A 10,822-nucleotide genomic window follows, 5' to 3' on the forward strand; every position below is an offset into this window, starting at 1 on the left:
CCCCCACTTCAAGACTCAGAGGGAATAAGGGAGGATAGGCGGGGGTCAAACTGCCCAATCTAGCTGCGGCTCCTAGGGGCTCGCTTGTCACCCCTAGGCAAGTCGCCTCGTTTTATAATGTAAAGGCCCGAAAAGAAGAACAAAGACTAAGAACGCCACCTCCTCCCAAAAGCTGCCGCTTTTGGTCGTGCGATGTATCGCTGCCCGTAGCTTTCCTTGTCCTGTGGCAACGTCTTTGTGACCCACTTTCCGTGAGCCTCAACTAACAATCAGTGAGAATAAGGAAAACCCCCTGATTGAAGTTTCACTTTATGGAAAGTTTGTCCGAGGGGAAGCATATGCATGTAATATTCCTTGTGATTAAGCTGGGAAAATAACCAAATGGAGCAGGATTATGATTTATTTATTAGTGGTTATTTTCATAATTGTTCTTGTCATGCCGTTTCTATCTGAGTTTGTGGAAAAAAATCTGGAGATGTTTTTATTTGTAATGGGGCTTTCCGCAGCACTCGCTAGCGGAGTTCTAAACAGCGGTCTTTTTGTACAAGCGGCACAGGAGCCTGTAAAAATTACACTCGCTGTCTTTATTGCGGGCCTCTTGTTTAAGTGGTTTCAGGCAAATCTGGAAAAAAGCATCCTTTCAGTAAGCCGGCGCATGCCGTTTCGATTATTTGCAGCATTGATGGTCATTTTCCTGGGATTAATTTCAAGTGTTATTACCGCTATTATTGCTGCACTGGTTCTTGTGTTAATTATTAGTGCCCTAAGGCTTGATAGAACCTCAGAAGTCAGGCTGACAGTACTCGCCTGTTTCTCGATTGGCCTTGGCGCAGCACTGACGCCAATTGGCGAACCGCTTTCCACCATTGCCATCAGTAAAATGAAAGAAGACTTTTTCTTTTTGATGGATTTGGTTGGACCGCAAATTATTATTGCCCTCGTGTTTTTCGGCATCATGGCAGCGATAGCTGTTAAACAGCCTAGTTCTGGAAAAGCTTCCTTTACCAAAAAGCCTGCCAGTGAAAACTATGAAGAAATCTTTGTCAGGGCTTTGAAGATTTACTTTTTTGTCATGGGCCTGACGATGCTTGGGGCCGGTTTTGAACCGCTGATCAATCACTTTTTAATCGGTTTAAATCCGCTTCTGTTATATTGGATCAATATGATTTCTGCTGTACTTGACAATGCTACCCTTGCTGCAGCTGAAATCAGTCCATCTATGGACCATTTCACCGTTCAATCGATTCTTCTGGGACTCCTGATCAGCGGCGGAATGCTGATCCCCGGAAATATTCCCAATATTATTGCTGCCGGTAAACTGCAGATTACGAGTAAAGAGTGGGCCGTATTCGGAGTGCCTTTTGGATTGGTCACGATGATTGGATATTTTGTGCTTATTTTATTCAGTGGGAATTAAAAGGGCTGCGTGCAGTCCTTTTTTATTTATCTTATTTAGTTTACATAACATTATTATTATTTACTAAAAAGAATCTGCATCTCACAGCTTCCAATTTCTTATCCTATTCATTTTCATAATGGCCGCTATGTTCCTCGCTGTTCTTTCCATATGAAGTGCTGCTTTCTCAAAAGCATCCGGAAGGGTTATCACGCCAGGAACTATGCTGAAAAGCGCATCAATACCGTGGTCATGGACGATATGGCTGTCGTCTGATAAGGAACCTGCAAGACCGAATACGGGTATTCCGTGCTTCTTTGCCGCTTTTGCCACCCCAATTGGCGTTTTTCCATAAATCGTCTGGCTGTCAATCCTGCCTTCGCCTGTAATGACAAGGTCAGCACCTATTACTTCCTCCTCAAAGTTAACTGCGTCAAGGACAATATCAATTCCTCTTTTTAAGTCAGCATTTAAGAATGCAAGCAGACTTCCGCCTATCCCTCCGGCCGCACCTGCCCCCTCTATATCGCGAAATGGTTTGCCGAGTGCATGTTCAACAATATCTGCAAAATGGCCCAGATTCCGATCCAGCAGCTGTACCATTTCTGGTGTCGCCCCTTTTTGCGGCCCAAAGATAGCGGAAGCACCTCTTGGACCAGTTAATGGGTTATCAACATCGCATGCTACTTCAATATGGATGTCCCGAAGCCGTGGGTCGAGGTTTGACATGTCGATGGCTGAAAGCTCAGCAAGCGCCCCTCCGCCCGGACCGATTTCCCTGCCCGTTTTACCATAAAGCTTTCCGCCTAATGCCTGTATCATTCCTGCTCCCGCATCATTTGTCGCACTTCCGCCGATACCAATTATGATGTGCTGAACTCCTGTGTCCGCTGCGGCAGTGATCAATTCACCTGTTCCCCTAGTTGATGTCAGTAAGGGATTCCGTTTTTCTGGAGGAACCAGATGCAAGCCGGATGCAGCTGCCATTTCAATGACAGCTGTCTTTCCATCCCCCATTAAGCCAAAGAATGCCTGTACCGGTTCTCCCAGCGGACCCGTGACAGTACGCTCAATCATTCTTCCGTATGTTGCATCTACAAGCGATTGGACCGTTCCCTCTCCTCCGTCAGCCATCGGCATTTTTTTATATTGAGCATCTGGAAAAATTGATTTAAACCCTCGTTCAATGGCATTCGCTGCCTCTAGTGCCGATAAACTCTCCTTAAAAGAATCCGGCGCAATAACTATTTTCATTCCTGATCTCCCCTTTCTTTAGCCAAAAAGCTTAAAGACTCCAAATATCAGAGTTGAAATAACGGCAAGAGTTAAACCGATAAGCGACTCATATGGCATTAGCTTCAATCTTCCTTTCATATCCATATTGACGCTTCCTGCGGTTGCATGGAAAAAGCTTCTGTGCGGCAAATGATCCAGTACGGTAGCCCCAGCATGAATCATGGCTGCCCCTGCTAAAGCTGATATTCTCGACCATTCCATAAGCAGGCGGAACTTTTTTCAAGATTAATAGTATGGCAATGACTAAAGCTGAAATCGCGCCTAAAGTGCTTACAGTTACATCCATTATGAGCCCTCTCGTGATGATTTGCTTATGTATCCATTGTAAGCGTTTGCGCGTATTGTTTCATTGTGTATGCTGATGAAAAGAAGCGGTTAGAATTCTAATGTAATTGTGCACTTGCACAATTATTGATGGATTTTGATTAATTTCGCTACATACAGTTCAAGCATCATCTTCATATTCCGCGGGTCTCTTCCAGTTACTTCTGTTATCTTATCCAGGCGGTATCTCAGAGTATTGCGATGGATAAATAAGCGGTCTGCTGTTTTGCCAAGGTCTCCGCCTTCCTTCATAAAAACATCAAGAGTTTGAGCCAGCTCCCCTTTTTTATCCTGCTCCATGAGCCGGTCATAGAAAGAGATTGCCTCAGTGTCCTTTAGACCAAGCGTGCATATCTCTGCTTCGAGCCAGTATTTTTCATAACTGTAATAGCCTGCGTCGGGGTGAATCCTGGGTCCAAGTTCAGTAAGCTGCCGTGCATGCCGAAAAGACAATTTTAAGCCGTTCATCTTCTCAGAAGTATTCCCTATCCCAATAACCGCTTTCCTCTTTGAAAGGCTGTCAATCCGCTTTAAAGCGGAGATCTGTTCAGACTGTCCCCCTGCCTTTAAAATCACAATTTCATTGTTGAACGTTACCCCTGTTAAATCCTGGTTTCCTAACTCAAAATGAATGGCATTAATAAGCTTTTGATTCTCAGTACCCAGCTCTTCCGGCAGCTTCAGTACAATGGCTGTCCGCGGGATTTTAAGATCGTATCCCAAAAACCCGGCCCTCTCTTCCAGCCAGGCTTCATTTAAAGGTTCTTCAGAAATAAGCAGGTTTACAATCTCGCCCTGGAGACGCTGCTTCCACTGTACTCTTTCCAGCAAAAAAGACTGCTCCAGAACGAGTTCTGCTGCCATTTTAACAAGCTCTGCATAATTCTGGATTTGCTCGGGTTCCCCCGTGATGCCGACTACACCAATAATTTGATTGTTAAACTGGATGGGCAAATTGATTCCCGGCTTGGCTCCTTTCAGTCCGGCAGCACTTTTTTCATCAATTACCACACTCTTGCCTTTTTTAAGGACCAATAAAGCGCCGTCATGAACCTGGTTGATCCTTTCCTTCTCACCTGATCCGATTATAATGCCTTCCTCATTCATAACATTTATATTTTTATTAAGAATTTTCATCGTGCGCTCCACTATTTCCTGAGCGAGTTCATAGGATAAAAAGTGCACCATTCACTCCGCCTTCCTGATAGATTACTAACAATGTATCATAGTATATTTGCACAATAAACAAAATAAAAACCGTGTAACAAGACACGGTTAAGAAGTTGTTTATGCTAATGTCTGCAGGTATGCCCATTTGTGTTCCCGCTCATCCTCTGAAAGGCGGTAACGGTCATCCAGCAGTTCGGCAAGCAGCTCATTTTTTTCCGACGGGGGGATAGAAAGCTTTTTAATATAATCGCGGCAGTTTCCAAGGAATTCTGAATATCCCGTCCAGCTCTCATCAAATTGTTCATCCAGCTGTTTTTTGAGCATCCGGGTCAGCTTTGGGCTTGCACCATTTGAGGTGACAGCGATTTGAAGAGGACCGCGCTTTACAGCTGCCGGGAAGATTACATTTCCTTCTCCTGCTTCATCGACCACGCAAACCAGCTGATCTGAATTTAGTGATTTAGCCAGTGCATGGTTAGCTTCACGTTCATTTGTAGCCAGAATCGATAAAAAAGCATATTTAAAATCATCTGCGGAAGCTTCCCGCTGAATGAGTTCATAGCCTCTTTGATGAGCGAAAGCGATGAGATCATGTGAAATAACAGGAGCAACAAACGTAATTTGGGCATTTTCTCCATCAAGTGTTTTCGCTTTTCGTAAGGCAATTCTGCCGCCGCCAGCAATAACGATCTTCTTGCTGGTTAAATCAATGAATAACGGCTGCATTCACATTCACCTCTCCATTCGCTTTTCCAGCGACCAGATTTTGGATAGCGGCATGTTTCCCCAGCGTATCAGTAAGATTCACAGAGTATCCTGACTTTACCTTCTTATTTACCTCTCTTACAACTTCACTTAATAAAAGCCCTGAGAATAGTAGATATGGGATGACAATCACATTGCCGCTTGCCTTTTGGCATATGGAGTCAAGACCATCCTGAAACGACGGAGCAGCGGCTGCCAGATAGCAGACCTGCACATTTTTCACACAGAGACGATAGCTGATTCCGTTTTTGATAGAGTCAAAAGCTCTAAGAATGGAAGGATCACTGCTGCCTCTTCCCACAATTAAAACAGAATCTAAAGGAGATATCGGCTGGGCATCTGCTGTAACAAGCTCTGTAATGGCGTCTAGAATAGTGTCCTGGACTCCAAATGGGTCCACCATTTTTACGATGATGCCGTGATATTTTTCTATTAAAGGAGCAAGTTCTTCAGGAATATCCTGCTTGATATGTCCGGCTGCAAGTAAAAATAGAGGCACAATGACAATTTCTGTGGCTCCTTCCCTGACACAGTGTTCAAAGCCTTCCTTAATGTAAGGCTCAGTTAATTCCAGAAAACAAAGCTTTTGAATGGGAGCATCGACTTTTTTCATAACACTTTCGATAAAAAGGTTTGCTTCGGCAGCTCCTTTTTTTGAACGTGTGCCATGGCCGATGTATAGGACCGCTTTCATTAGTTAGGCTCCCTCCTTTTTAAAACCGCCGTTTATCCCTGCACAGCAGGCAGATTTGGTACAATTTCTTCTTCAAACCAATTAATTTTATGGTGCATGGAGACTACATTCCCAATGACGATCATGCTTGGATTTGTGATGTTGGATTCTTTCACTTTGTTCTCAATTGTAGCAAGCGTGCCAGCAACAGTCCGCTGCTCTGAAAGGGTTCCCCAGTGAACGAGAGCAATCGGTGTCTGAGGTGATTTCCCATTTTGAATAAGGTTTTTCACAATATTAGGCAAATGGGACACACCCATATATACACAAATCGTGTCGACTGCATGCGCCAGATGGGCCCACTGGTGCTCAGCTTCTTCGTTTCCTGCCTGGTGTCCTGTGACAAATGCGAAACTTTTGCTTAAGGTTCGGTGTGTGACCGGAATCCCCGCATAAGCAGATGCCGCGATCCCTGCAGTGACTCCGGGCACAATTTCAAATGGCACATCATGATTGGCACACTCTTCTGCCTCTTCCCCGCCTCTGCCGAATACAAATGGATCTCCGCCTTTCAGCCGGCAGACCTGAAGACCTTTTTTCGCATATTTGACGAGCAGATGATTAATGGTTTCCTGTTTCATCACATGATGATTGGGGAGCTTGCCGCAATATACCAGCTGGGCTTCTTTTCTCGCATAATTTAATAGTTCACGGTTAACGAGACGATCATAAAGAACGACATCTGCCTCCTGCAGGCAGCGCATTCCCTTAACAGTCATCAGGTCCGGGTCACCCGGTCCGGCACCTACTAAATAAACTTTTCCTGTCATACTCATGCCCGCCCTTTCTGTATTGTCTTATAATATATGCACTTTAACGCTTTTCCTAGGCTGATAATCTAATTGTTTTCTATAATACCATTTTTCGGGGTGAAATAGTAGGAATTATTTTTTCAGAAAAGGAGTCTCCTATTATAAGAGACTCCCGGTTATTTATAAAATATTCTTTTCCCGCAGATGGGCAACTATCTGACCGACTGCTTCTTCTACGGTGTACTGGTCGGATCGGACCGTAATTTCAGGGCTCTCTGGTGCTTCGTAAGGGGAATCGATTCCTGTAAAATCCTTAATTTCCCCGCGTCTGGCTTTTGCGTATAATTGTTTTGGATCCCGACGTTCGCATTCTTCGAGCGGACAGTCGATGAAGACTTCAATAAATTCCCCTGCTTCAAACAGCGCCCTGACAGTTTCTCTATCCGACCGGAAAGGAGAAATGAACGCTGTTGTAACGATCTTTCCGCTGTCCACAAACAGCTTCGCGACTTCCCCAATGCGCCTGATATTTTCATTTCTGTCTGCCTCTGAAAAGCCAAGATCTTTATTTAAGCCGTGTCTGACATTGTCACCGTCCAAAACGTATTCATTGATGCCCTGGCGGAATAGTTCGTGAGATACTGCATTTGCAATCGTTGATTTGCCTGAGCCTGATAGGCCGGTAAACCAGAGGACTACACTTCCGTGGCCGTTCTGTGCCCGTCTGTCTTCCTTCGTAATTGCGGCGTCATGCCAGGTGATGTTGGTTGCCTTTGTCATGTTTACCCTCCCCTTATACCGTTTCTTTTTCTCTCATGCCTTCTATTAACACTTCTACAACCTCTTTGCGGCTGAAAGTGGATGGCGGCAGCTCCCCGTTCCGAAGCATTTCCCTTACCTTTGTGCCGGATAGAATGACGCGGTCTTCTTTGCTGTGCGGGCACGTTTTATCAGATGCCATGCCTTCACACTTATTGCAGTAGAAGCTATGCTCGAAGAACAGCGGCTTGATGCCAAGCTCTTCTTCTGTAAAATGGCTGAATATATGCTGCGCATCATATGTGCCATAATAATTGCCGACACCGGCATGATCTCTTCCAACGATGAAGTGTGTGCAGCCGAAGTTTTTCCTTGCAATCGCATGGAAGATCGCTTCTCGCGGCCCCGCATATCTCATGGCTGCTGGATAGACTGCCAGCTGTGTGCGCTCTTTTGGATAGTAATTTTCCAGGAGAACCCGGTAGCTCTTAAGACGGACATCTGCAGGGATATCATCTGATTTTGTTTCACCCACAAGCGGGTTCAAAAATAGCCCATCCACCGTTTCCAGCGCAGCTTTTTGAATGTATTCGTGTGCTCTGTGCACAGGGTTTCTAGTCTGGAAGCCAACCACTGTTTTCCAGCCTTTTTCTTCAAACAGTGCCCTTGTTTCTTTAGGCTCGAACCATACATCCTCGGCTACACCTTTGCCAGGTTTTTTAATCAGCGTTACCTCACCGGCAACATAAACCGGACCGCGTTCAAAAAGCCTTTTTACACCGGGATGTGCCTGCTCCTCCGTTTTGTAGACTTCACGTGCCTCTTTGCTCAGGTCCGGCTCATACCATTCTGATACCGTGATGACTCCGTATACTTCACCTTCGTGAACCAGCTTAAACTTTTTACCGGCTGCAAGCTCTTTGGCTTTTTCCGCTTGAACGGGAAGTGTAACGGGAATGGACCAAATCGTTCCGTCTGCCAGTCTCATTTTTTCAACAACAGATTCATAGTCTGCTTTTCCAAGGAAACCTGTCAGAGGACTGAATAAGCCAACACCTATAAGTTCCAGATCACTCAGTGCGATGGCATCTATTAAGATTTCTTTTTCAATTCCTGTCAGGTCATAATTGGGATTGTAGCTTTGAATTAATTTTCCTCCATGAGGTTTCGGCAGAGCCATTTTTCATCAACCTTTCTTTTTAAAATTTACTTTTTTTCAGTTATCGGCCTTACACTGGCTGGTGCCTGATTCATTAAGAATTTCACTCCGAAAACGGAGATAAGGACACCGGCCATTGCAATCACCGGATATACATTTTGTTCAATGAGCAGCTGGATGAGCGTATAGGACAGAACCATCGATAAAACGGGTGAGACGACCCATACGACTAATAGCTGCACGACAATGTCCTTCTTGAAGACTGACCGTCCCTGCTTCACAAATCCGATTCCAATGATGGAGGAAGTGGTGATTTGTGTTAAAGGAACAGGAATTCCAAAAACGGAAGCAATCATAACTATTCCGGCTCCTGTTCCAGAAATGACACAGCCTTCTTCAAGCCGGATTTTGGTAATCTTTTTGCCATTCGTCTCGAGGACTTTTTTTCCCAGCAGAACGGCTCCTATAGCAACAAACAGGCCGCCCCAGAAGATTCCGCTGCCTGTGCTCATAATGCCTGCACCAACAAGCGGGCCGACTGCATTGGCAACATTATTCATGCCTGCCGAGAATGCTTCAAACACACCCATGAAGACGACGAGTATGGCTAAGATCGGAGTTGCTTTAGGCTTTTTAATCAGGTTCTGTATGAACTTTCTCTTTAAAAAAGCGGCTGCCGCTATGGCAATTAAAAATGCGGCAAATGGAGTAAGCAGCCAGAACATAACGATCCAGGCAAGCTTTCCGGCAAATAAGGATTGGTAGACGATTCCGGCACCAACAACAGAACCTACTGTCACCTCACTGGTAGACAGCGGGATGCCGAATACATTCGCCAGAAACAGCGATAATGCTGCAGATGCAATCACAATCAGCGCGATGGCAACCGTGAAGGTCTCTTTAGGAACAATACCGCTTCCCATCGTCTTTACCACTTCTCCTCCGCCAAGCCATGCTCCGAAGAATACGGCCAAGCCGCAAAGAATAAGAGCTATCATACGGTTTTTCAGGACACCTGAGCCATACGCGATCCCCATGGACGCTGCTGCTCCACTTGCCCCTATATTCATGGCGAAAAATAAACCGACTGTGACCGCTATGATCGTAAGCATGGTATCACCCTCCTTCTAGCTCGTATGAAGGCCGCATTCAGTTTTGCCTGTGCCAGACCATCGGCCCGCACGGGAATCGCCATTTTCATCGACTGCCTGTGTACAGGGAAAGCAGCCAATGCTTGGATAGCCATGGTCATGCAAAGTGTTGTAAGGCAGGTCTTTTTCCTTGATGTAGGCCCAAACCTCATCCCATGTCCAGTGAATCAGCGGGCAAATTTTGATATTCCTGAATTTTTCATCCCTGTTTAGGAATTGAGTATTCGCTCTTGTCGGCGACTGCTCCCGCCGAAGGCCGGAGATCCAGCCCTGTTTTGGTGTTAACGCTTCTCTTAACGGAATCACTTTACGGATCTGGCAGCATGAATTCGGCTCCCTTTTCCAAAGTGCCGAACCGTATTCAGCAGCCTGCTGGTCCAGCGTCAGCTTGGGCTCTTTCCGCTCAATCCTGAGGCTTGGAAAGCGGGCCTCAATTTTATCAATCACTTCATAGGTTTCCGGAAAATGAAGCCCGGTGTCCAAAAAGACAATATGGGCATCTGGCTTAATTTCCTGAATAAGGTCAATCAGCACGATGGCTTCCGCTCCGAAGCTCGATGCATAGACAATTTTGTCTTCAGGATAATGCTCATAAGCCCATTTCAACACTGTGCTTGCGCCTTTTAATTTGTCATCAATTGGGAACGAATCTGAGATTTGATTCCAGTTTTCATATGTTACTGCATTGCTCATTTTGCAGTACTCCTTTCATATTCTTGAAATCTTTTAAAATCAAAAAAGGCAGTCTTCCCGCCTGAAAAAACTTCAGTTGGAAAAACCGCCTCTAGTTTGTCTAGTCAGCGCGCTTATTTGGTTGAAGACGAACCTTTTCGTTCTTCTCGAGTTGTATGACCTTGCCATCCTGTACGACCAGCGTGATCGATCCGAATTTAATGCTCTGAAGCATCTGCTTTAAATGAGCAGATAACTCTTCCCAGTCTGCCTGTTTCAGTGAGGCTCGCCTCCTTTTTTTTGTTGAGGAAAGGATACGTTTTTTTGTTTGTTTTTTGTGATGTTGAGATTAATCCTACCATACCCATAGGAATTGTCAACAACTTATTTAAAGAAAATTTTAAAAATCTGATAAATGGGCTTATCTTCACTGAAAACCGTTAACCTTACTTAGTTTTTTGGTAAAGTACCAGGTTTTTTATGTACCTATTCACGTTGAATTCCCCTGAGATTTTTTGATGATATTAGGTTTTGTAATTGGCTATTATGCAAGATCTTTTGGTTTTGTTAGTGATGTGGTGTTCATGATGGGGTTGGTGCAGCTTCTTTTGACTTTTGCTAAAGATGTGGTGTCTAACATGCGGA

The 10,822-nt window shown here is 44.9% G+C and carries 11 protein-coding genes and 1 pseudogene; 1 reads left to right on the plus strand and 11 read right to left on the minus strand.

Features of this window, described 5'->3' with window-relative positions; genetic code table 11:
* Positions 1-394 precede the first annotated feature (394 nt).
* Positions 395-1,417, plus strand: a complete 1,023-nt coding sequence (locus CE058_RS18940; RefSeq protein ID WP_163144752.1) for a DUF1646 family protein — start codon at positions 395-397, stop codon at positions 1,415-1,417.
* Between the two features lie 81 nt (positions 1,418-1,498).
* Here the strand turns inward: CE058_RS18940 and CE058_RS18945 are convergent, their stop codons facing one another.
* From CE058_RS18945 to CE058_RS18995, 11 genes and pseudogenes are all read right to left on the minus strand, one after another.
* Positions 1,499-2,650 carry a glycerate kinase gene (locus tag CE058_RS18945; protein ID WP_163144753.1) on the minus strand — a complete coding sequence of 384 codons (1,152 nt, stop codon included), beginning with the start codon at positions 2,648-2,650 and terminating at the stop codon, positions 1,499-1,501.
* An 18-nt stretch (positions 2,651-2,668) separates the two neighbouring features.
* A pseudogene (locus CE058_RS25155) lies at positions 2,669-2,878 on the minus strand (GntP family permease); the annotation flags it as partial.
* Positions 2,879-3,100: 222 nt separating this feature from the next.
* Complete coding sequence (locus tag CE058_RS18955) at positions 3,101-4,201, minus strand: CdaR family transcriptional regulator (RefSeq protein WP_163144782.1); 1,101 nt, start codon at positions 4,199-4,201, stop codon at positions 3,101-3,103.
* Between the two features lie 102 nt (positions 4,202-4,303).
* Positions 4,304-4,912 (minus strand): precorrin-2 dehydrogenase/sirohydrochlorin ferrochelatase family protein, encoded by a 609-nt coding sequence (locus CE058_RS18960; RefSeq protein WP_163144754.1) that lies wholly within the window; start codon positions 4,910-4,912, stop codon positions 4,304-4,306.
* Complete coding sequence (locus CE058_RS18965; RefSeq protein WP_163144755.1) at positions 4,893-5,645, minus strand: sirohydrochlorin chelatase; 753 nt, start codon at positions 5,643-5,645, stop codon at positions 4,893-4,895. Before CE058_RS18965 ends, CE058_RS18960 begins: the two co-directional genes overlap by 20 nt.
* Positions 5,646-5,677: 32 nt before the next feature.
* Positions 5,678-6,454 carry a uroporphyrinogen-III C-methyltransferase gene (gene cobA, locus CE058_RS18970; RefSeq protein ID WP_163144756.1) on the minus strand — a complete coding sequence of 259 codons (777 nt, stop codon included), beginning with the start codon at positions 6,452-6,454 and terminating at the stop codon, positions 5,678-5,680.
* Between the two features lie 162 nt (positions 6,455-6,616).
* Positions 6,617-7,216 (minus strand): adenylyl-sulfate kinase, encoded by a 600-nt coding sequence (gene cysC / locus CE058_RS18975; RefSeq protein WP_163144757.1) that lies wholly within the window; start codon positions 7,214-7,216, stop codon positions 6,617-6,619.
* A gap of 13 nt (positions 7,217-7,229) precedes the next feature.
* Positions 7,230-8,375, minus strand: coding sequence for a sulfate adenylyltransferase (sat, locus tag CE058_RS18980; protein WP_163144758.1), 1,146 nt, complete (start codon positions 8,373-8,375; stop codon positions 7,230-7,232).
* Positions 8,376-8,401: 26 nt separating this feature from the next.
* Positions 8,402-9,466, minus strand: a complete 1,065-nt coding sequence (locus tag CE058_RS18985) for a sulfate permease (RefSeq protein WP_163144759.1) — start codon at positions 9,464-9,466, stop codon at positions 8,402-8,404.
* Positions 9,467-9,481: 15 nt separating this feature from the next.
* Positions 9,482-10,198: a phosphoadenylyl-sulfate reductase gene (locus CE058_RS18990; protein ID WP_163144760.1), complete on the minus strand. Its 717-nt coding sequence runs from the start codon at positions 10,196-10,198 to the stop codon at positions 9,482-9,484.
* A gap of 100 nt (positions 10,199-10,298) precedes the next feature.
* On the minus strand, positions 10,299-10,457 hold the full coding sequence (locus tag CE058_RS18995) for a YezD family protein (protein WP_152966826.1): 159 nt from the start codon (positions 10,455-10,457) through the stop codon (positions 10,299-10,301).
* Positions 10,458-10,822: the final 365 nt, after the last annotated feature.

The organism is Bacillus sp. 22-7, assembly GCF_010628845.1.
Classification (GTDB): Bacteria; Bacillota; Bacilli; order Bacillales; family Cytobacillaceae; genus Cytobacillus; species Cytobacillus firmus_B.

Coding starts and splice junctions, on each gene's coding strand:
- CE058_RS18940 (WP_163144752.1), top strand. CDS start 395: ATGATTTATTTATTAGTGGTTATTTTCATAATTGTTCTTGTCATGCCG.
- CE058_RS18945 (WP_163144753.1), bottom strand. CDS start 2,650: ATGAAAATAGTTATTGCGCCGGATTCTTTTAAGGAGAGTTTATCGGCA.
- CE058_RS18960 (WP_163144754.1), bottom strand. CDS start 4,912: ATGCAGCCGTTATTCATTGATTTAACCAGCAAGAAGATCGTTATTGCT.
- CE058_RS18965 (WP_163144755.1), bottom strand. CDS start 5,645: ATGAAAGCGGTCCTATACATCGGCCATGGCACACGTTCAAAAAAAGGA.
- cobA (WP_163144756.1), bottom strand. CDS start 6,454: ATGACAGGAAAAGTTTATTTAGTAGGTGCCGGACCGGGTGACCCGGAC.
- cysC (WP_163144757.1), bottom strand. CDS start 7,216: ATGACAAAGGCAACCAACATCACCTGGCATGACGCCGCAATTACGAAG.
- sat (WP_163144758.1), bottom strand. CDS start 8,375: ATGGCTCTGCCGAAACCTCATGGAGGAAAATTAATTCAAAGCTACAAT.
- CE058_RS18985 (WP_163144759.1), bottom strand. CDS start 9,466: ATGCTTACGATCATAGCGGTCACAGTCGGTTTATTTTTCGCCATGAAT.
- CE058_RS18990 (WP_163144760.1), bottom strand. CDS start 10,198: ATGAGCAATGCAGTAACATATGAAAACTGGAATCAAATCTCAGATTCG.